The organism is Microbacterium sp. MPR-TSA4 (genome assembly GCF_058792815.1).
Window position 1 is genome coordinate 142,112 of sequence record NZ_JBXAFF010000004.1, and the last position, 20,796, is coordinate 162,907.

General features: G+C 70.9%; 20 protein-coding genes. 13 read left to right on the forward strand and 7 right to left on the reverse strand.

Annotated elements, in window-relative coordinates:
* The first annotated feature begins 41 nt into the window (after nucleotides 1-41).
* A complete protein-coding gene (locus tag AC1Q49_RS04235) occupies nucleotides 42-2,051 on the forward strand; it encodes a M13 family metallopeptidase (protein WP_492491047.1) in 2,010 nt (669 codons plus the stop codon).
* A complete protein-coding gene (locus AC1Q49_RS04240; RefSeq protein ID WP_223848803.1) occupies nucleotides 2,048-2,947 on the forward strand; it encodes a serine hydrolase in 900 nt (299 codons plus the stop codon). The genes AC1Q49_RS04235 and AC1Q49_RS04240 overlap by 4 nt, the downstream gene beginning before the upstream one ends.
* A gap of 23 nt (nucleotides 2,948-2,970) precedes the next feature.
* On the opposite strand, the gene purU is transcribed toward AC1Q49_RS04240, so the two are convergent.
* The 5 genes from purU to AC1Q49_RS04265 form a co-directional block, all read right to left on the reverse strand.
* Complete coding sequence (gene purU / locus AC1Q49_RS04245) at nucleotides 2,971-3,852, reverse strand: formyltetrahydrofolate deformylase (RefSeq protein WP_101305393.1); 882 nt, start codon at nucleotides 3,850-3,852, stop codon at nucleotides 2,971-2,973.
* A gap of 184 nt (nucleotides 3,853-4,036) precedes the next feature.
* A complete protein-coding gene (locus AC1Q49_RS04250) occupies nucleotides 4,037-4,483 on the reverse strand; it encodes a GntR family transcriptional regulator (RefSeq protein ID WP_492491057.1) in 447 nt (148 codons plus the stop codon).
* Entirely contained in the window at nucleotides 4,402-5,580 is a 1,179-nt protein-coding gene (locus AC1Q49_RS04255; RefSeq protein ID WP_492491048.1) for a cobalamin-independent methionine synthase II family protein, read from the reverse strand. Before AC1Q49_RS04255 ends, AC1Q49_RS04250 begins: the two co-directional genes overlap by 82 nt.
* A 190-nt stretch (nucleotides 5,581-5,770) precedes the next feature.
* Nucleotides 5,771-7,252: a peptide MFS transporter gene (locus AC1Q49_RS04260; RefSeq protein WP_191009441.1), complete on the reverse strand. Its 1,482-nt coding sequence runs from the start codon at nucleotides 7,250-7,252 to the stop codon at nucleotides 5,771-5,773.
* Between the two features lie 9 nt (nucleotides 7,253-7,261).
* Nucleotides 7,262-8,662: an MFS transporter gene (locus AC1Q49_RS04265; RefSeq protein ID WP_492491058.1), complete on the reverse strand. Its 1,401-nt coding sequence runs from the start codon at nucleotides 8,660-8,662 to the stop codon at nucleotides 7,262-7,264.
* A 101-nt stretch (nucleotides 8,663-8,763) separates the two neighbouring features.
* On the opposite strand from AC1Q49_RS04265, the gene AC1Q49_RS04270 reads away from it, so the two are divergent.
* The 6 genes from AC1Q49_RS04270 (at nucleotide 8,764) to AC1Q49_RS04295 (ending at nucleotide 13,117) form a co-directional block, all read left to right on the forward strand.
* Nucleotides 8,764-9,513, forward strand: a complete 750-nt coding sequence (locus tag AC1Q49_RS04270) for a GNAT family N-acetyltransferase (protein ID WP_492491049.1) — start codon at nucleotides 8,764-8,766, stop codon at nucleotides 9,511-9,513.
* Nucleotides 9,510-9,905: a hypothetical protein gene (locus tag AC1Q49_RS04275; RefSeq protein ID WP_060959675.1), complete on the forward strand. Its 396-nt coding sequence runs from the start codon at nucleotides 9,510-9,512 to the stop codon at nucleotides 9,903-9,905. The genes AC1Q49_RS04270 and AC1Q49_RS04275 overlap by 4 nt, the downstream gene beginning before the upstream one ends.
* Nucleotides 9,906-9,958: 53 nt before the next feature.
* Entirely contained in the window at nucleotides 9,959-10,411 is a 453-nt protein-coding gene (locus AC1Q49_RS04280; RefSeq protein ID WP_061782214.1) for a MarR family winged helix-turn-helix transcriptional regulator, read from the forward strand.
* Between the two features lie 36 nt (nucleotides 10,412-10,447).
* Nucleotides 10,448-10,870 carry an organic hydroperoxide resistance protein gene (locus AC1Q49_RS04285; protein WP_060959673.1) on the forward strand — a complete coding sequence of 141 codons (423 nt, stop codon included), beginning with the start codon at nucleotides 10,448-10,450 and terminating at the stop codon, nucleotides 10,868-10,870.
* A gap of 217 nt (nucleotides 10,871-11,087) precedes the next feature.
* Nucleotides 11,088-12,236: an o-succinylbenzoate synthase gene (gene menC, locus AC1Q49_RS04290; RefSeq protein WP_492491050.1), complete on the forward strand. Its 1,149-nt coding sequence runs from the start codon at nucleotides 11,088-11,090 to the stop codon at nucleotides 12,234-12,236.
* Nucleotides 12,233-13,117, forward strand: coding sequence for a hypothetical protein (locus AC1Q49_RS04295; RefSeq protein WP_492491051.1), 885 nt, complete (start codon nucleotides 12,233-12,235; stop codon nucleotides 13,115-13,117). Before menC ends, AC1Q49_RS04295 begins: the two co-directional genes overlap by 4 nt.
* Nucleotides 13,118-13,151: 34 nt before the next feature.
* Here the strand turns inward: AC1Q49_RS04295 and AC1Q49_RS04300 are convergent, their stop codons facing one another.
* Nucleotides 13,152-14,516, reverse strand: coding sequence for an SPFH domain-containing protein (locus tag AC1Q49_RS04300; protein ID WP_492491059.1), 1,365 nt, complete (start codon nucleotides 14,514-14,516; stop codon nucleotides 13,152-13,154).
* 164 nt (nucleotides 14,517-14,680) lie between these two features.
* Here AC1Q49_RS04300 and AC1Q49_RS04305 point away from each other — a divergent pair, with 164 nt between their 5' ends.
* The 4 genes from AC1Q49_RS04305 (at nucleotide 14,681) to AC1Q49_RS04320 (ending at nucleotide 18,947) form a co-directional block, all read left to right on the forward strand.
* Nucleotides 14,681-15,043: a DUF4870 domain-containing protein gene (locus AC1Q49_RS04305; protein ID WP_232783977.1), complete on the forward strand. Its 363-nt coding sequence runs from the start codon at nucleotides 14,681-14,683 to the stop codon at nucleotides 15,041-15,043.
* 96 nt (nucleotides 15,044-15,139) lie between these two features.
* Nucleotides 15,140-16,549: a sugar porter family MFS transporter gene (locus AC1Q49_RS04310; RefSeq protein ID WP_375140958.1), complete on the forward strand. Its 1,410-nt coding sequence runs from the start codon at nucleotides 15,140-15,142 to the stop codon at nucleotides 16,547-16,549.
* Nucleotides 16,550-16,773: 224 nt separating this feature from the next.
* Nucleotides 16,774-18,162: a glycine--tRNA ligase gene (locus AC1Q49_RS04315; RefSeq protein ID WP_101305402.1), complete on the forward strand. Its 1,389-nt coding sequence runs from the start codon at nucleotides 16,774-16,776 to the stop codon at nucleotides 18,160-18,162.
* Nucleotides 18,163-18,221: 59 nt separating this feature from the next.
* A complete protein-coding gene (locus AC1Q49_RS04320; RefSeq protein ID WP_492491052.1) occupies nucleotides 18,222-18,947 on the forward strand; it encodes a GNAT family N-acetyltransferase in 726 nt (241 codons plus the stop codon).
* A 140-nt stretch (nucleotides 18,948-19,087) separates the two neighbouring features.
* On the opposite strand, the gene AC1Q49_RS04325 is transcribed toward AC1Q49_RS04320, so the two are convergent.
* Entirely contained in the window at nucleotides 19,088-19,654 is a 567-nt protein-coding gene (locus tag AC1Q49_RS04325; protein WP_492491053.1) for an HhH-GPD-type base excision DNA repair protein, read from the reverse strand.
* Nucleotides 19,655-19,756: 102 nt separating this feature from the next.
* On the opposite strand from AC1Q49_RS04325, the gene AC1Q49_RS04330 reads away from it, so the two are divergent.
* On the forward strand, nucleotides 19,757-20,788 hold the full coding sequence (locus AC1Q49_RS04330; RefSeq protein ID WP_198553666.1) for an ATP-binding cassette domain-containing protein: 1,032 nt from the start codon (nucleotides 19,757-19,759) through the stop codon (nucleotides 20,786-20,788).
* The last annotated feature ends 8 nt before the right edge of the window (nucleotides 20,789-20,796 follow it).

Sequence of the window (20,796 nt, forward strand, 5' to 3'; positions counted from 1 at the left end):
CACGGATCGCGCGGTCAGAACCGGCGCGTATCCTGTACGGCATGACCGATCCCTCCCTGCGCTCGGGTATCGAGCTGTCCGCGTTGAGCCCCGGCATCCGTCCTCAGGACGACCTCTTCCGCCACGTCAACGGAGCCTGGTTGGAACGCACCGAGATCCCCGACGACAAGGCGCGGTGGGGCTCGTTCCACCTCATCGCGGAGCAGGCCGAGAAGGACGTCCGCGCGATCATCGAGGAGTCGACGGCGGCGGAGCCGGGGACCGAGGCGCGCAAGATCGGCGACCTGTTCACGAGCTTCATGGACACGGAGCGGATCGAGCAGCGCGGCGCCGAGCCCCTGCGCGACCAGCTCGCCCGGGTCGACGCGATCGACTCCGTCCCCGCGCTGCTGCGCACGGTCGGCGAGCTCGAGCGCGAGGGCGTCGGCGGCATGATCGGCGTGTACATCGAGCCCGACCCGGGCAACCCCGAGCGCTACGTCTCCTTCTTCGTCCAGTCCGGGCTCTCGCTGCCCGATGAGACCTACTACCGGCTGGAGAACTTCGACAAGACCCGTGTCGCGTTCCGCGACTACGTGCAGACGATGCTCGCGCTCGCCGGCGTCGACGCCGCGGGCGAGGATGCCGGGCGCCAGGCCGACCGGGTGCTCGCGCTCGAGACCGAGCTGGCGACGCACCACTGGGACAACGTGCGCACCCGCGACGCGGTCGCCACCTACAACCTCATGACCTGGGATGAGGTGCAGGGGCTCGTCGGCGTCGACCTCGATCCCTGGCTCGACGCCGTCGCGCCGGGGCGCCGTGACGGGTTCGCCGAGATCAACGTGAACGAGCCGAGCTACTTCTCCGGCCTCGGCGGCCTGCTCGTCGAGGACCGCCTCGACGACTGGAAGGCCTGGCTGCGACTGCACGTCGTGCGCGCGTCGGCGGCGTTCCTGTCCGCTGCGTTCGTCGAGGCCAACTTCGCCTTCTACGGCACCGAGCTCACCGGCGTCCCGGTCAACCGCGAACGCTGGAAGCGCGGTGTCGGCTTCGTCGAGGCGGCCATGGGCGAAGCGGTCGGCAAGGTGTACGTCGATCGCCACTTCCCGCCGGCGGCCAAGGAGGCGATGGACGAGCTGGTGGCGAACCTCATCGAGGCCTATCGCGCGTCGATCGCGACGCTGGAGTGGATGACGCCCGAGACCCGCGGCCGTGCGCTGGAGAAGCTCGCCGCCTTCACCCCCAAGGTGGGCTACCCGCAGAAGTGGAAGGACTACACCGCTCTGGAGGTCGACGCCGCCGACCTCATCGGCAACGTCCGCCGCACCAACGCGTGGGAGCACGAGCGGCAGATCGCGAAGCTCGGAGCACCCATCGACCGCGACGAGTGGTACATGACCCCGCAGACGGTCAACGCGTACTACAACCCGCTGATGAACGAGATCGTCTTCCCCGCGGCGATCCTGCAGTACCCGTTCTTCGAGCTCGATCGGGATGCCGCGGCCAACTACGGCGGCATCGGCGCCGTGATCGGCCACGAGATCGGCCACGGCTTCGACGATCAGGGGTCGGCCTTCGACGGCACCGGCGCGCTCCGCGACTGGTGGACCGACGAGGATCGCGCGGCGTTCCAGCAGCGCACGGCGGCCCTGATCGCCCAGTACGACGAGCTCGTGCCGCAGGGTCTCGCCGCCGAGCACCACGTCAACGGGGCGCTCACGATCGGCGAGAACATCGGCGATCTCGGCGGGCTCGGCATCGCCATCAAGGCGTACCGGCTCTCGCTGGGTCTGGACAGCGGCGCCGACGTCACGGACGAGAACGCCGACGGGCCGGTGATCGACGGCTTCACCGGCATCCAGCGGCTGCTGCTGAGCTGGGCGCAGATCTGGCAGCAGAAGGGGCGCGACGCCGAGACGATCCGTCTGCTGACGATCGACCCGCACTCGCCCAACGAGTTCCGCTGCAACCAGATCGTCCGCAACGTCGACGAGTTCTACCGGGCGTTCGACGTCGCCGAGACCGACGCGCTGTGGCTGGACGCCGACCAGCGCGTCACGATCTGGTGACCACCGCATCGCCGCGGCGGGGGGAGCGCCCCGCATCCCGCCGCTCGCCGCGGCGATCCGGCGGGCGGGCGCGATCGTTCTCGACGGCGCTCGCCGCGCTCGACGCCGTGGCGGCCGCCGGTGCGCAGGTCTCGGTGTGCGTGACCGACCTCGACTCGGGCGAGACGGTGCTCGCCGGCGACGCCCACCTCGTGCTCCCCGTGGCGGGCATCGGCGTCGTGCCGCTGCTCATCGAGGTGGCCGCGCAGATGGATGCCGGCACGCTCGATCCCCTCGAGATCATCGAGCGCACGTCGGTGCCGCCGGTCACGGTCGGCGGCCTCTGGCACCGGCTGGCGGCGCCCGCCCTGCCGGTGCGCGACCTCGCCGTGCTGGCGGCGGCGGCGTCGGACGCGGCCGCCGCGAACGCCCTGCTCGAGCGCGTTGGGCTCGACGCCGTCCGTGCGCGCGTCGAGCAGATCGGTCTCGTCAAGACGGCCCTGATCGACGGCTTCCGCGATCAGCGCGGCCTCGACGACGCCCCGCACGTCGGCCTCGCCTCGACGGGAGAGCTCGTCACCCTCTTCGCGGGCCTCGTGAACGCCCAGGTCGTCTCGCCGGCGGTGAGCGCACAGGTGTCGGAGTGGCTGAGCCTCAACCAGGATCTGGCGCTCGTCGCCGCGAGCACGGCGCTCGACCCCTTCGCGCACGACGACGACCGCCACGGTCTGCTCTTCGTCAACAAGACCGGCCGGGGCGACGGCATCCGCGCCGAGGCCGGAGTCATCGCCGGGCCGCGCGCCGGCGCCGCCTACGCCCTCATCGTGTGCTTCGACGATCTGTCGGTCGCGCACCGGCTGCGCGCGCACGAGGCGTTCCGCGCCCTCGGGCTCGACCTCATGGAGTACGTGTACTGACGCCCGCCGGGCCGGGCCGCCGCTCAGAAGACGATCGTGTGGTTGCCGTGGCGGATGACCCGGTCCTCGGCGTGCCACAGCACGGCACGTGAGAGCACCTGACGCTCGACGTCCGCACCGCGCCGAGCGAGCTCCGCCGATGACTCGGCGTGGGTGACCCGCACGGTGTCCTGCTCGATGATGGGTCCCTCGTCGAGATCGCCCGTCACATAATGCGAGGTGGCGCCGATGAGCTTGACGCCGCGCTCCTTGGCCTTCTTGTAGGGCTCGGCGCCGATGAAGGCGGGCAGGAACGAGTGGTGGATGTTGATCACGGGCACGCCGAGGCGTTCGAGGAACTCGGGCGAGAGGATCTGCATGTAGCGCGCCAGCACGACGAAGTCGACGTTGCCGACGAGAAGCTTCAGGATCTCCTCCTCCGCCGCCGACTTGTCGGGGCCCGCGACCGACGGCACGTGGAAGAACGGCACGCCGAAGCTGCGGACGTCCTCGGCCGTCGTCGTGTGGTTCGAGATCACCATGGGGATGGTGACCGGCAGGTCGCCGCGGCGGTGGCGCCACAGCAGGTCGAGCAGGCAGTGGTCCTGCTTCGAGGCGAGGATGGCCATGCGCTTGGGTACCGACTGATCGGTCAGCGACCACTCCAGCTCGAAGCCCGCGAGGGTCTGAGCGATGTCCGCCTCGATCGCGGGGCGCTCGAGGGCGAAGTCGGGGCGGTGGAACACGACCCGCTGGAAGTACGCGCCGCCGCGGTGGTCGTCGGAGAACTGGTCGAAGGCGACGATGTTGCCGCCGATGCGGGTGATCATCGCCGATACGGCCGCGACGATGCCGGGCTTGTCGCTACCGTGCACGATGAGGCACGCGTGGTCGGCGGGAAGGTGGGGATCGTGCACGGGAGCCATGGATCGATTCTGCCGGATCGGCGCCCGTGTCTCGTGCGCGCTCACGGGATGCCGTGCAGCACGCGGATCAGCCGCTCGACCCGCTCCACGTCGCGCGTCACGATCGCGGTGCGCAGCTCGGCGCACTCGACATGCTGCACCTCGGTGGCGACGCGGCGCAACGGTCCGCGTCCCCGCACCCGCGTCAACGCGATCGCGGCATGGCCATGTGCGCGGCGACCCCGGCCATGTAGCCGGCGAGCTCGCGGTGGTGACGGACCATTGCCTCATCGACCGCTGTCACGCGGGTGAAACGGCTGGGTTCGATCTCGACCAGGCCGATCCGCTCCAGGCGCATCAGTGCTTCGCGGACGGGTGTGCGAGAGACGTGGAGTCGCTGCGCAAGCTCGCGATCGCGCAGGGTGCTGATCCCCCCGCTGCGCCGTACTCGCGGGCCGTCGACGGTGTCGACGCGGACCCGACCTGCTTCCGATTCGATTCTGTCCCGCCTCGCCGGAGCGCAGCCGATATTCCGGCATGAAACGTCCCGGGGGACGCGCCGGAGTGCCCTCAGGCGCGGCGGGCGCCCTCGCCGAGCGTCTCGAGCTTCGCCCAGGCGATGTCGGGGTGGAGGCGTCCACCGAGCCCGCAGTCGGTCGAGGCGATGACGCGGTCGGCGCCCACGATGTCGGTGAACCGGCGGATGCGCTGCGCGACGAGCTCCGGGTGCTCCACGACGTTGGTCGCGTGGCTGACGACGCCGGGCACGAGCACCAGGTCGTCGGGCACGGCGGCATCCGCCCACGCACCGAACTCGTGCTCGTGGCGGACGTTGCCGGCCTCGAACGAGATCGAGCCGACGTTCGCCTGCAGCACGACGGGCAGGATGTCCTTCAGCTCGATGTCGGTGATGTGCGGCCCGTGCCACGACCCCCAGCACAGGTGCAGGCGCACCTGCTCCTTGGGGAGCCCGGCGATGGCGTGGTTGATCGCGTCGATGCGGATCTTCGTGAAGGCCTGGTAGTCGGCGATCGAGGGTTCCGGGTTGATCTGGTCGAAGTTCTCGGCGAGCGACGGGTCGTCCAGCTGCAGGATGAGCCCGGCGTCGACGATCGCGCGGTACTCCTCGCGCAGGGCGTCGGCCCACGCGAAGATGTGCTCCTCGTCGCCGGCGTAGTACTCGTTGCGCACGCGCGCCGCAGACCCGGGCGCGATGGCCGTGAGGAAGCCCCGCTCGCCGTCCCGGAGGGCGCCGGTGAGGTGACGGATGTCGGATGCCACGGCATCGTGACCCCGGTACGCGAGCGGTCCGGTCGTCGTGGGGAACGCGGTGGCGGTGCGCCCCGCCTCGACGGCCTCGGCGTAGACGGCCGGGAACAGCTGCCGATCGCGGCGGTCGAGGAAGCTCGTGAGGCGGATCTCGCCGGGCGCGGAGCGCACCGGCGGCTCGTTGAACGCGTTGACCTCGGTGAGCGACAGGCCGCTCACCCGCTGGAATGAGTACGACCACCAGGCGCCGTAGTCGACCGCGTTCGACATGGCCTTGCCGAACTCGCCGTCGCCGACGAGGGTGATGCCGGCGGCGCGCTGACGCTCCACGACGTCCGCGACGGCCTGGGCGGTCAACGACTCGAACGCGGGCGTCGACTGCAGCGTGAAGCCGTCGTCGGCGAGGGTGCGCGAGGCGTTCGCCTCGATGAGGGCGGCGGTGCGGGGCAGGCTGCCGGAGGTCGTGGTGGCGACGGACATGGGTCTCCTCCTGAGGACGATGGCCCGCGGGGCGGGCGAGTGTCAGAAGGCTCTTGCAGCGGCGAGGGGCGCAGGCTGCTCAAGGCGGAGGCTTCCGGTTTTCGAGCCACCGCCAGGATACGGCGACCGGCGCCGTCTGCGCGGACGTGTGACGTCGGGTGACACCCGCGTCCGGTGGGCGGATGCCGCCTCAGCGCACGCCGCGCATGAGCCGGAGGACCGGCTTCGCGAAGAGCAGCAGCAGCACGCCGACGCCGATCGCGATGAGGCCCAGCACGGAGAAGTAGGGCACCTCGTCGTCGGGGTCGTAGAGGGTCGCGAGCTGGCCGGCGATCGCGGTGCCGAGCGCCACCGACAGGAAGAACAGCGCCACCATCTGGGTGTGGAAGGCGTCGGGGGCCAGCTTGGTCGTCACCGACAGGCCCACCGGCGAGAGCAGCAGCTCCGCCACGGTGAACACGAACAGGATGCCGACGATGGCCAGCAGCGGCGTCGAGTTCTCGCCGCCGCCCGCGAAGGGCAGGAACAGCAGGAACGCCGCGCCCATCACGATGGCGGCGACGCCGAACTTCACCGGCGTGGCGGGTTGGCGTGCGCCGAGCTTCGTCCACACCGCGGCGAAGACGCCGGAGAGCACGATGATGAACACCGGGTTGATGGAGTTCACCCACGACACCGGCATCTCCCAGCCGAACAGGTCGCGGTTCAGCCGCTTGTCGGAGTACACCGTCAGCACCGTGAACTGCTGCTGGTACAGCGACCAGAAGGCGACCGAGGTGAGGAACAGCGGCACGAATCCCCACACGCGGCTGCGCTCCTCGGCATCCACCCGGCGGCTGGACAGGATGACCGCGAAGTAGGCGATCGCCGCCCCGATCACGGTGACGATCACGATCAGGGCGAGGTTGTCGGCGCGGATGACGCCGAGCAGCACCAGGATGACGATGAGGACGACCCCGGCGACCGCGATGCCGATCATCAGCGGGTAGCGCTCGCGCGGCAGCGGGTTGGGCACCGCGCGTGCCGCGGCGGGCAGCTGACGGCGGCCGAACGAATACTGCACGAGCCCCAGGGCCATCCCGACGGCGGCGAGGCCGAAGCCCCAGTGGAAGCCGAGGCTCGACTGGAGGAGGCCGGTCAGCAGCGGCCCGGCGAACGCGCCCAGGTTGATGCCGAGGTAGAACAGCGAGAATCCGCCGTCGCGGCGGGTGTCGTCCGGGCCGTAGAGGGTGCCCACGACGCTGGTCGCGGTGGCCTTCAGCCCGCCGGAGCCGATCGCGACGAGCACGAGGCCCACGCCCACGCCGACGAAGCCCGGCAGCAGCGCGAGGGCGATGTGGCCGGCCATGATGACGATCGCGCTGAGGAACAGCACGCGCTCCGCTCCGAGGATCCGGTCGGCGATCCAGGCGCCGAGGATCGTGGAGAGGTAGACGGCGCCGCCGTAGGCTCCGACGATGCCGGCGGCCACGCCCTGATCGACGCCGAGGCCGCCCTCGCTCACCGAGTAGTACAGGTAGATGAGCAGGATGCCCTGCATGCCGTAGAAGCTGAACCGCTCCCACATCTCCACACCGAACACGTGGGCGAGTGCCCAGGGCTGGCCGAAGAACCGGGTGTCGCGGTCTCCGGAGGACGCGGGCGCGGGCAGGACGGGCTGGCGCGGACTCATGGTGCGAGGCTAGTGGTCCGCCGGCAACGCGGGGTGGTGCTCGTCGGCGGGGCGCAGCGGGATGAAGGCCGCGACCGTGAGCGCGATGACCGCGGCGGCGAGCCCGAGCCAGAACGACACCTGGAAGGCGGATGCCGTGGGCACGGCGCGTCCGTCCTGCACCGTCGACATGCCGGCGAGCACCGCCCCGACGACCGCCGCGGCCGAGCTCGTCCCCAGCGAGCGGAAGAGGGCGTTGAGGCCGTTGGAGGCTCCGGTCTCGGTCTGCGGCACCGAGCGCATGATGAGCATGGGCATCGCGGCGTAGCCGAACCCGATGCCGACGCCGATGAGGAGGTTCGCGATGAGGATGTGCCAGATGGCCGACGCGAACAGCAGGCTGAAGCCGTAGGCGGCGATCAGCGCGATCGCGCCGAGGATGAGCAGCCGTCGCGGCCCGACGGTGCTCGCGAGGCGCCCGGAGAACGGGGAGAGCACCATCATGACCAGGCCGGACGGCATGATCACCAGGCTCGCCGCCAGCAGCGTGAGCCCGAAGCCGGTCGGTGCGGGCAGCTCGAGCAGCTGCGGGTAGGACACGTTGGACGAGAACAGCGAGAACCCCATCGCGACCGACGCGAGGTTCGTCAGCAGCACGGGGCGCCGGGCGGCGACGCGCAGGTCGAGCAGAGGCTCGGCGATCCGCAGTTCGTACCACCCCCAGACGAGGAGGACGGCCACACCGCCGAGGCCGCAGCCGAGGGTCGCCGGTGACGCCCACCCCCAGGCGTCGCCGCGCGAGATGGCGAGCAGGATGCCGAGCAGGCCCACCGCGAGACCGAGCGCGCCGACGTAGTCGAAGCGGCCCGCCGTGCGCAGGATGCTCACGGGGACGACGAGCAGGACGAGCACGAACACGATCGCGCCGAGGGCGGCGGCCGTCCAGAAGAGGGCGTGCCAGTCGGCGTTCTCGGTCACGAGTGCGCTCACGGGGAGTCCGAGCGCGCCGCCGACGCCGAGGGTCGCGCTGATGAGGGCGATGGCCGGGTCGACGCGGTCTTCGTGGAGCACGTCGCGCAGGATCGAGATGCCGAGGGGGATCACGCCGGTCACGGCCCCCTGCAGGGCGCGGCCGACGATCAGCCAGACCAACCCCGTCGACAGCGCCGCGATGACGGAGCCGACGACGAGCGTCGCCAGCAGCACCAGCACGATGCGGCGCTTGCCGTACATGTCGCCCAGACGCCCCGCGATCGGCGTGATGACGGCGGCCGCGAGGAGCGTCGCGGTGACCACCCACGCCGTGTCGTCGCGGTCGGCGTGCAGGAGGTCGGGCAGGCGCGTCTGGATCGGGACGACCAGCGTGAACATGAACGACGAGGCGAGGCCGGCCAGCGCCAGCACGGCGACGATGGCGCCCTGCGGCGGCATCCGCGCCAGCCGTCTGCGCGCGGAGTCGTCGGTAGCCATCGTTTCAGGCTATCGTCCGGTCGGCGCGGTGGCTCCGTCGGGGTCCGGCGTAGGGTGACGGCATGGAGGACCTCGACAGCCGGACCCCCGACGGGTTCCGCATCCGACCCCTGCAGACCATGGCCCAGATCACGGCGGCGTCCGCCGTGCTCAGCGAGGTGTGGGGCGGCGATCGCACGGGCATGCCCGCGAACCTCCTGAGGGCGCTCGCGCACGTGGGCAACTACGCCGTCGGGCTGTATGCCGCCCCGACGGAGGGCGATCCCGCGGCGGAGCGCATGATCGGCGCGTCGGTCGGGTTCTTCGCCGCTCCCGACGACCGGTCGCTGCACTCGCACATCACCGGCATCGTCGGCGGGTATCGGGGGCGGGGACTCGGGCGGCTGCTCAAGCAGCATCAGCGGGAGTGGGCGCTCGGGCGCGACGTGCACCACATCACCTGGACCTTCGATCCGCTCGTCGCCCGCAACGCGTCGTTCAACCTGCGCGTTCTCGGCGCGCGCGTGGGCGCGTACTTCGTGGACCACTACGGCGCCATGGACGACGGGGTGAACCGCGGCGACGAGACCGACCGCATCTTCGCCGTCTGGGATCTGGATGCGCCCGCCGCCCCGCCGCGCGAGCAGGACATCGTCACCACCGTGGAGGTGCCCGCCGACATCGAACGGCTGCGACGCGAGGCACCCGGTGAGGCGCTGGACTGGCGGTACCGCGTGCGGGAGGCGTTCCTCGGGCTCACCGAGGACGGCTTCAGGGTCGCCGGATTCGACGACCGCGGCTACCTGTTCGTCCGTGAGGGGGTGACGGCGTGAGCGTCGGCGGGGTCGTTCCGGAGGATTGGACGGCGCACCGCCGGGAGGACGGCGAACGTCTCGGCTGGATACGGCCGGACGGCGACGCCTGGACGGCGATCGACGTGCTGGGGCGGGTGGTCGCGGCATCCGTCGACTGGCTGGATGCCGAGGACGCGCTCGAGCGGCGGGGTCTCGCGTTCCTGGCCGAGCCGTGGATGCTCGAGCGCGGTGAGGGGCAGCCGGTGCGCGTCCGGCTCGTCGAGGTGACGCCGGCGCGGATCGTCGTCAAGGTCGACGACTACGGCGACATGAGCCGGCCGCACGAGGGGATCGTCCTGCCGTGGCCGCTGCCGCCGCAGCTGCGGCCGCCGCGGGAGGGCGATCCGGACGGGTTCACGCTGTCGCGCTGACACGCCTCCCGAGACAAATTGTGCACAACTGAATTGTGTGCAATGCTTTCCTCATGTCCGCTCCCGCCACGCTCGACGAGTTCGTCTGCTTCGCGATGTACACCGCCTCGCACGCCACGACGCAGGCCTATCGCGAAGTGCTGAAGCCGTGGAAGCTCACGTATCCGCAGTACCTGGCGCTGATCGTGCTGGCCGCGGGCGAGCGCACCGTGAGCGGACTCGGCGACGAACTCGGCCTCGACTCGGGCACGCTCTCGCCGCTGCTGCGGCGTCTGGAGGACCGCGGTCTGGTCCTGCGTCGCCGTGACGCCGCCGACGAACGCGTCGTGCGCGTCGCGCTGACCGCCGCCGGGCGCGAGGTCCACGCCGACGTCGTGGCGGCTGCCGGCTGCCTCGTGCCCGCGTTCGTCGACAGCGGCCGCGGCCTCGGCGAGCTGCTCGAACAGCTCGCCGCCATCACCGCCAACATGCGCGCGCTCGCCGCCGACCTGCGCACCGCCGCCTGAGCGGCGCGCCCTCCCACCTCCACGAAAGGAACCACCATGGACACCCTCTACACCGCAGAAGCCCTCGCCACCGGCGGCGGCCGCAACGGACACGTCCGCACCACCGACGGCATCCTCGACTTCGACGTGCGCGTCCCCAAGGAGATGGGCGGCGCCGGTGAGGCCCCGAACCCGGAGCTCCTGTTCGCCGCCGGGTACGCGGCCTGCTTCCACAGCGCCCTGCAGAGCGTCGCTCGCGCCCAGAAGGTGAGCATCGAGGGCTCCAGCGTGGGCTCGCGCGTCGGCATCGGCCCCAACGGCCAGGGTGGATTCCAGCTGGCCGTCGCGCTCGAGGTCAACATCCCCGACGTCGACCTCGCCGTCGCGCAGCAGCTCGCCGACGCCGCCCACCAGGTGTGCCCGTACTCGAACGCCACGCGCGGCAACATCGAGGTCGCGGTCACCGTCGTCGACGACTGATTTCGCGAACCCGCGTCATAAGCCACGGCATCCGCCCTCTCTTGAGTGAAGACCTCGAGAGGACGGATGCCGTGCGCACTTTCATCACCGCCATCACCGGAGCCCTGCTGCCCCGGGCGCCGCGTCGCAGCACCTACATCGCGCCGCGCTTCGCCGTGCTGCGCGCCCACCGCTGAGCACGAGCCCGCCGCACCCGCGCGCGGCGTAGCCTGAGCGCATGCCGATCGCCCGCCCCGCCGCACCCGTGCGCCTCGACGCCGTCGAGCTGCGCGTCGTGCACCTGCCGCTGGTCTCGCCCTTCACGACGTCGTTCGGCACCGAGACCGTGCGGGAGGCGATCGTCGTGCGCGCCCGCACGGCCGGCAGCGACGGGTGGGGCGAGATCGTCACCCAGCAGGCGCCGCTGTACTCCAGCGAGTACACGCAGGGCGCGTGGGACGTGGCTCAGCGCTTCCTCGTGCCGGCGCTGCTGGATGCCGGGTCCTCCGCCTCCGGCGGCCTTTCGCCCGAGGACGTGTCGGCCGTGCTGGAGCCCTTCGTCGGCCACCGCATGGTGAAGGCCGGCCTGGAGCTCGCCGTCCTCGATGCGGCCCTCTGCGCCGAGGGGCGCCCGCTGGGCGAGTACCTCGGCGCCACGGTCGACCGCGTGCCGAGCGGGGTGTCGGTCGGCATCCAGCGCGACCCGGCCGCGCTCGTCGATGTCGTGGCCGGCTACCTCGACGAGGGCTACGTACGGATCAAGATCAAGATCAAGCCCGGCCGCGACGTCGCCGACACCGCCGCCGTGCGGGACGCCTTCGGCGCCATCGCGCTGCAGGTGGATGCGAACTCGGCCTACACGCTCGCCGATGCCGACACCCTCGCCGAGCTCGACCGGTTCGACCTGCTGCTGATCGAACAGCCGCTGCAGGAGGACGACATCGTCGACCACGCCGCGCTGGCGGCACGGCTGCGCACGCCCCTCTGCCTGGACGAGTCGATCGTGTCGGCCAAGGCCGCGCGCGACGCGCTCGCTCTGCGCGCCGCCGCCATCATCAACATCAAGGCCGGACGCGTCGGCGGCTACCTCGAAGCGGTCCGCGTCCACGACCTGTGTCGGGAGGCGGGCGTCCCGGTGTGGTGCGGCGGCATGCTCGAGACCGGCATCGGCCGTGCGGCGAACGCGGCCCTCGCGGCGCTGCCCGGTTTCACCCTGCCGGGCGACGTCTCGGCATCATCCCGCTTCTACGCGCGCGACATCGTGCGCGACCCGATCGTGCTGGAAGACGGGTACGTGCGCGTGCCGACCGCGCCGGGCATCGGCGTGGAGATCGATCCCGTCGCCCTCGACGATGCGACGGTCGCGCGGGTGGAGCTGCGGCGGTGAGCCGCGTGCGGCACCGGTCGGCCGTCGCTGCGGCGGTGATCGCGACGGCGCTGCTCACGGGGTGCGCCGCCGACGCGGAGCCGGCCGTCAGCCCGGGGCCGCCACCGGCGGGGGTCGCGGTGGTCGTCACCCAGCAGCGGTCCGATGTCGCCGACCGGCAGGCCGAGGTGCGGATCGAGAACCACGGCGACGTCGCGATCGAGGTGGGTGCGGTCCGACTCGACGATCCCCGGTTCGCGGCGCCCGCCACGCGCATCGTCGACAGGGTCTCTCCGTTGGGTCCGGGGTCGACGGTCGACGTCCGCGTGCAGTTGCCGGGCGCGGTGTGCGACGCCCCGCAGGATGCCGCGAGCACCGTGACGTTCGACTACGTGATCGACGGACGGGCGGGCCGGGCGAGCGCGCCGGCGCCGGAGCTGTTCCCGTTCCTCGCCGCGCTCCACCGGCGCGACTGCGTCGAGCAGCACGTGCGCCAGGTCGCCGACGTCGACCTCACCGCGTTCGCCCCGTCGACCCCGGGAGCGCCCGCGACGCTGTCGGTGTCGATCGTCCCGCGCGGCGGCACCGCCCACGTCGAGCTCACCGGCATCCGCGAGACGAACCTGCTGACGTTTCCCGCCGCCACGGGAGGCGTGTACGCGCTGGACATCGATCTCGCCGACGGCCATCCTGACCCGACGACCATCGCGCTGCCGCTCGTGCCGGCGCGCTGCGACCCCCACGCCGTGCAGGAGGACAAGCGCGGCACCGTCTTCGTCGTCGACGTCGTGGTCGACGACGAACCCGGCCAGTTCGCCCTCGCCGCCGGCCCTGCCCTCAAGGGGGAGCTGCTGGCGTGGGTCACCGCCTGGTGCGGCGAGGGCGACGGCGCCGGTCACTGAACGACCGGCGCCGCGCCGACGCCTGCATCTCCGATCAGGGGGTGGGGATCTCGGCGGATGCCGCGGCATCCGTGCGCGATGCCTGCTCCTCGCGCAGGCCCTGGGCCATCCCCCGACCCGTCGCCTGCCCCTGGATCACCTGACGCAGGTCGATGCCGGTGGCCGCCTGGATCGCGTCGAAGCTCGCCCGCATGCTCGAGGCCGACTCCGCCGCCATGTGGCTGGAGGCGCCCTCGCCGCCGAGCACCGTGATCGAGCCGACCTTGTCGAAGCCGCGCGCGAACTCCGTCATCATCGGCACGAGCGCCTCGAGGGCGCGCTGTGCGAGCAACGCCTCCTGGTTCTTCGAGAGGGCCTCGGCCTCCGCCTCGATCGCGGACGCCCGCGCCTCGCCGACGAGGCGCACCGCGTCGGCCTCGGCCTGAGCGCGCAGGCGCGTGGCCTCCGCCTCCTGCGCCGCGATCTGCGCACGCGCCTCGGCGGCCTTCACCTCGCCGTACGCCGCGGCATCCGCGGCGCGCTGGCGCTGGTAGAGGTCTGCATCGGCGACCTTCTTGATGTCGGCGTCGAGCTGCGCCTGCTTGTTCTCGGCACCCTGCAGCAGCACCGCCTGCTCGCGCTCGGCCCGGGCGAGGGCCTCGGCCTGCTCGGCCTCGGCGCGAGCCCGACCGACCTCGGCGGCCGCCGCGGCGGAGTTCTTGTCGAACGCGGTCTGCTCGACGAGGTTGGCCTCGTCGGTCGCGATCTGGCGGGCGCGCACCTCCCGCGCGGCGTTGATGCGGGCGACCTCGGCCTCGCGGCGGACGCGCTCGACCTCGGTGGCACCGAGGGCGTCGATGTAGCCGTTCTTGTCGGTGACGCCCTGGATCTGGAACGAGTCGAGGATGAGCCCCTGGGCGAGCAGGTCGCTCTTGATGCCCTCGGCGATCTGGTCGGAGAGCTTCTGGCGGTCCTTCATGAGCTGCTCGACGGTGAGGGTCGCGACGACGCCGCGCAGCGCGCCCTCCAACTGCTCGGTGGTGAACTGCTCGATCGCGCCGTCCTGCGAGAGGAAGCGTTCGGCCGCACGGCGGACGAACTCGGGATCCGAACCGATCTTCACCAGCGCGACGCCCGAGACGTTGACGGTCACACCGTTGGAGGCCTGCGCCGTCGGCTCCATCTTGATCTGACGTGCGCGCAGCGAGATCATCTCGGCGCGCTGCGTCAGCGGGTTGACGAGGGCGCCGCCCCCGGTGATCACCGAGATGCGCGACGACTCGCCGCTGGCGTTCTTCTGGTTCTTGCCGACGATGACCAGGGCCTGGTCGGCCTTGGCGACCTTGTACCAGGCGCGGACCATGATGAGCAAGAAGATGAGGAGGACGATCGCGGCGACCACGGCGATGCCGACGATCACGAGCGTTCCCCCAGCGGCAAGAATCTCCACGTTACGAACCCACTTTCCTTTGCGTTGCCGATGTCCTTCGACCGTATCGAACGATGCCCCCGGATGCCGAGGAACGCCCAGATCTCGGGATAACCCCCTCGGGCCCGGCGTGTCCAGACCTCTACGCTGGTCGCATGACCACTCCGCCGTATCCGCAGCCCGGCCCGCAGCCGATGAACCCGTCCGACGAGAAGATGTGGGCGACCCTCGTACACGTCGGCGGGGCCCTCTTCGGATTCCTTCCGGCGCTCATCGGCTACCTCGTGCTGAAAGACCGCGGCCCGTTCGTGCGCGCGCACACCGCGACGGCGCTCAACTTCCAGCTCACCCTGCTCATCGCCGAGGTCGTCGGCTACGTGCTGATGATCGTGCTGATCGGCTTCCTCGTCGTCCCCCTCGTCTACGTCGTGCGCATCGTCTTCTCGATCATCGCCGCCGTGAAGGCGAACAAGGGCGAGTGGTACACCTACCCGGTGGCCATCTCCTTCCTCAGCTGATCGCCGACGGAGCGGAGGACCGCCCGCACCCCTCGGCGCGGAGCTATCGTTTTCCGAGTGACCACGACCGACTCCCTCCCCGCCGGAACGTTCTCGATGAGGAGCCCCTACGGGCGACGGGCCGCCGCGCTGTCGGTCGCCGCCGCGGTCGGCGGGTTCCTCTTCGGCTTCGACTCCTCCGTCATCAACGGCGCCGTCTCCTCCATCGAGTCCACGTACACGAAGGACGCGCTCCTCACCGGATTCGTCGTCGCCGTCGCCCTTCTCGGCTGTGCGCTGGGAGCGGTCATCGCCGGCGCGCTGTCCGACCGCTGGGGGCGCCTTCGGGTCATGCTGCTCGGCTCGGCGATGTTCCTCGCCAGCTCGATCGGGTCGGCCTTGACCTTCAGCGTCCCCGATCTCATCGTCTGGCGCGTGCTCGGCGGCATCGGGATCGGCATCGCCTCGGTCGTCGCCCCCGCCTACATCGCGGAGGTCGCGCCGCGCCAGGTGCGCGGCAGCCTCGCCTCGCTGCAGCAGCTCGCGATCACGCTCGGAATCTTCACCGCCCTGCTGAGCAACGCGGTGCTGGCCGGCGCCGCCGGCAGCGCCGACAACGTGCTCTGGTGGGGGCTGGAGGCCTGGCGCTGGATGTTCCTCATCGGCGTCATCCCGGCCGCGGTCTACGGCATCCTCTCCCTGACGATGCCGGAGTCTCCGCGTTTCCTGCTCGCCAAGGGGCGCAACGACGAGGCACGGGCGATCTTCGAGCGTCTCGTCCCGGCGGCCGACCTCGACAAGACGATGAACGAGCTGATCAGCGGCATCGAGGACGATCGCAAGAACCGGACCGCCTCCCTCCGGGGTTCGGCACTCGGCCTTCAGCCCGTCGTGTGGATCGGCATCATCCTGTCGGCGTTCCAGCAGCTGGTCGGCATCAACGTGATCTTCTACTACTCGACGACGCTCTGGCGGGCCGTCGGCTTCGATGAGAGCAACTCGCTGCTAATCAGCGTGTTCACGTCCGTGACCAATGTGCTCGTCACGCTGATCGCGATCTTCCTGGTCGACCGCATCGGCCGCAAGCCCATCCTGATGACCGGCTCGCTCCTGATGGCGCTCTCCCTGGGCACGATGGCGCTCGCCTTCGCGTTCGCCCAGACGGTGGACGGCGAGGTCACGCTGCCCGGGGCGTGGGGGCCGATCGCCCTGGTGGCGGCGAACCTGTTCGTCGTCGGATTCGGCGCCTCCTGGGGCCCGATCGTGTGGGTGCTGCTCGGCGAGATCTTCCCCAGCCGCATCCGCGGGAAGGCGCTCGGCGTCGCGGCCGGGGCGCAGTGGATCGCCAACTTCCTCGTCTCGTGGACGTTCCCGCAGCTCGCGGCGTTCTCGCTCCCGTTCACGTACGGCATGTACGCGGTCTTCGCGGCGCTGTCCTTCGTCTTCGTCCTCTGGAAGATCCCGGAGACGAAGGGCATGGCCCTCGAGCAGAGCGAGACGCTCTTCGTCCGCAAGCCGAAGCGGTAGCGACCGAACCAACAGAATCGGAAGTTGTGAACGGATGCGGATGCCGCCGCGCGCGGCATCCGCATCCGTCGGCGAGATCCGAATCCATGACGGTGCCGCGCCCGCAGCCGTCTGGACGGGTGGGCCGGGAAGCCGCTGCGGCGGAAGACTAGACTCGACGGATGCCGGAGCTCTCGGCATCCACACCCTTTTCGCATTCGCGACACGACCATTTGGAGCCACCTGTGGCCGAGCAGTCCCGCCTCGACAAAGTCATCGCCCTCGCCCGTCATCGCGGTTTCGTCTTCCAGGCCGGCGAGATCTACGGCGGATCGCGGTCGGCGTGGGACTACGGCCCGCTCGGCACGGAGCTCAAGGAGAACATCCGCCGTCAGTGGTGGCAGACGTTCGTGCGCGGCCGCGCCGACATGGTCGGGCTCGACTCGAGCATCATCCTCCCCAAGCGCGTCTGGGAGGCTTCCGGCCACGTCGCCACGTTCACCGACCCGCTGGTCGAGTGCCTCCACTGCCACAAGCGCTTCCGCGCCGACAACCTCATCGAGGACTTCGAGGCGCGCAAGGGCCGCCCCGCCGAGAACGGTCTCGCCGACATCCCCTGCCCCAACTGCGGCACCAAGGGCCAGTACACCGAGCCGAAGGCGTTCTCCGGCCTCGTCAAGACCTACCTGGGTGTCGTCGACGACGAGTCGGGCCTGTACTTCCTGCGCCCCGAGACGGCGCAGGGCATCTTCGTCAACTTCTCGAACGTGCTGACGGCGTCGCGTCGCAAGCCGCCGTTCGGCGTGGGCCAGGTCGGTAAGGCCTTCCGCAACGAGATCACCCCCGGCAACTTCATCTTCCGCACGCGCGAGTTCGAGCAGATGGAGATCGAGTACTTCACGCCGCCCGCCGAGGCGCACCAGTGGTTCGAGCACTGGGTGGAGGCGTGCTGGAACTGGTTCGTCGACCTCGGTGTCGACCCCGCCAACATGAAGCGGTTCGACGTGCCCGAGGAGGACCGCGCGCACTACTCCGCCGGCACCATCGACGTCGAGTACCGCTTCGGCTTCCCGGGCAAGGAGTGGGGCGAGCTCATGGGTGTCGCCAACCGCACCGACTACGACCTCAAGAGCCACTCCGAGGCGTCCGGCCAGTCGCTCACCTTCTTCGACCAGGCCTCGGGTGAGAAGTACACGCCCTACGTCATCGAGCCCTCGTTCGGTCTCACCCGCGCGATGATGGCGTTCCTGGTCGACGCGTACCGCGAGGAGGAGGTGCCCAACGCCAAGGGCGGCACCGACACCCGCACGGTGCTCGCGCTCGACCCGCGCCTGGCTCCCGTGAAGGTCGCCGTGCTGCCCCTCTCGCGCAACGAGCGTCTCTCGCCGCTGGCGCGCCAGGTGGCCGACGACCTGCGCGCGCAGGGCTGGAACGTCGACTTCGACGACGCCGGGGCCATCGGTCGGCGCTACCGCCGGCAGGACGAGATCGGCACGCCGTTCTGCGTGACGGTCGACTTCGACTCGCTCGACGACCAGGCCGTCACCGTGCGCGATCGCGACACCATGGCGCAGGAGCGCATCGCCCTCGACGCGCTCGTGGGCTACCTCGGCGAGCGCCTGCGCGGCGCCTGAGTCGCGGCATCCACCGATCGACGCCGCGACGGTCGCCGTCGAACGGCTACCGTGGAGGCATGGCATCCGGCGCATCCGAGTCCACGCTCAGCATCCGCGATCTCGACACGCTCGACGAGATCTTCGCCGCGCATCGCATCCTCGTCGAGATCTGGGGTGGGCGCGATCCGCTGCCGGCGCCGCTCATGCGGGCGCTGCAGTACTCGGGCAACTACGTGGTGGGTCTCTACGACGGTGATCGCATCGTCGGGGCATCCGTCGCGTTCTTCTCGCCGCCCGAGCAGCACGCGATGCACTCGCACGTGACCGGCGTGCTGCCGGAGTACCAGCGCCGCGGGTTCGGACGCCTCCTCAAGCAGCAGCAGCGCCAGTGGGCCATCGCCCGCGACATCGGCACCGTCACTTGGACGTTCGACCCGCTCGTGCGCCGCAACGCCCACTTCAACGCCAAGACGATCGGCGTGCGGTTCGTGCAGTACCTCGTCGACCAGTACGGCTCGGCCTACGACGGCGCCGAGCTCGACCAGCGCGGCCAGGGCGTCGACAGCGACCGCCTGCTGGTGGCGTGGGCGCTCGCCTCCGCTCCGGTGCGCGAGCCGGATGCCGCGGACGTCGTGGCGACGGTGCAGATCCCCGATGACATCGAGGCGCTGCGGCGTACCGACCCGACCGAGGCGGCCGCGTGGCGACTGCGCGTGCGCGACGAGATGCTCGGCCACTACAGCCGCGGCCTGGTCATCGGCGGTTTCGACGACGACCGCGGATACCTGTTCGTGCAGGGCTGAGCCGGCGCGCTGGGGGCGTTTCGACTCGCTGCGCTCGCTCAACGGCCGGGGGTCCTTCAGGGCTGACGTCGGGAGTCGGGGCGTTTCGACTCGCTGCGCTCGCTCAACGGCCGGGGGTCCGTCCTCCCGGCCGCGACGCCTCAGCCCTTCGCCGCGGCCTTCGCCGCCTTCTTGAACTCGCGGACCTTGGCGAGCGAGTCGGGCGAGACGATGTCCGCGACCGACCGGTACGACCCCTCCTCGCCGTAGGCTCCGGCCGCCTCGCGCCATCCGGCGCCCGTGAAGCCGTACTGCTTGCCGAGCAGGGCGAGGAAGATCTTGGCCTTCTGCTCGCCGAAGCCCGGCAGCGCCTTCAGCCGCTTCAGCACGGTGGGGCCGTCGGGGTCGCCCTCGGTCCACAGCGCCGCGGCATCCCCGCCCCAGTCCTGCTCGAGGGTGCGGCAGAGGGTCTGCACCCGACCCGCCATCGACCCGGGGTAGCGGTGCACCGCCGGCGACTGCTGGAAGGCGGCGACGAGCGCGTCGGGGTCGTAGCCGGCGATGGTGGCGGCATCCACGGCGCCGATGCGCTCCTCGATCTTCAACGGGCCGCTGAACGCCGTCTCCATCGCCACCTGCTGGTCGAGCAGCATGCCGATCAGCAGCGCGAGCGGGTTGTCGGTGAGCAGGGTGTCGGCGGCCGGGTCGTCGGTGATGTGCAGGCTCATACATCGAGTGTGTCACCCGCAGACGCACCGTGACAGCGCCGTGACAGCGGCATCCTGCTCGTGACAGCGGGGCGGCAGCGCCTCCGGCGCACAGTGGATGACATGACCACTTCCTCCACTTCCACACCCACCCTCGCGGTGCGCGCCGAAGGCCTCGTGAAGGTCTTCGGCGACAACCGGGCCGTGGACGGCGTCGACCTGACGGTCGAGGCCGGCACGGTCTACGGTGTGCTCGGCCCCAACGGCGCCGGCAAGACCACCACCATCAACATGCTCGCCACGCTCCTGCGTCCCGACGGCGGCCGCGCCGAGATCTTCGGCCACGACGTGATGCGCGAGCCGAACGTCGTGCGCCAGCTCATCGGCGTCACCGGCCAGTTCGCCTCGGTCGACGAGACCCTGTCGGCGACCGAGAACCTCATGATCTTCGGTCGGCTGCTGGGCCTGTCCCGCGCCGAGGCGAAGAGCAAGGCGGCCGACCTGCTCGAGCGCTTCGCCCTGACGGATGCCGCACGCCGGCCGCTCAAGAAGTTCTCCGGCGGCATGCGGCGCCGGCTCGACCTCGCGGCATCCCTTCTCGCGCAGCCGCCGCTCATCTTCCTCGACGAGCCGACGACGGGCCTCGACCCGCGCACGCGCGGACAGATGTGGGACACCATCCGCGAGCTGGTCGCGACGGGCTCCACCGTCGTGCTCACGACGCAGTACCTCGACGAGGCCGACCAGCTGGCCGACCGGATCGCCGTGATCGATCACGGCCGGGTCGTCGCCGAGGGCACCGCCGACGACCTCAAGGCGTCGGTCGGCACCTCCTCGCTGATCCTGCGGCTCGCCGACGCCGCCGACACCGACGACGCCCTCCGCGCGATCGCGCAGGTGCTCGGCGTGCGCGGCGCGCTGTCGCCGGAGGCCGCGCGCATCACGGCGCCGATGGCCGACCCCGACCGGGTCGCCGACCTGCTCATCACCCTGCGCGAGGCCGGCATCCACCTCACCGAGATGAGCGTGCAGAAGCCGACGCTCGACGAGGTGTTCCTCACCATCACCGGCCGACCGGCGGATGCCGCGGCCACCGACCCCGCGTCCGCCGACGCCCCCACCGCCAACGCCGCCACCACGGAGGTCCGCGCATGACCACCATC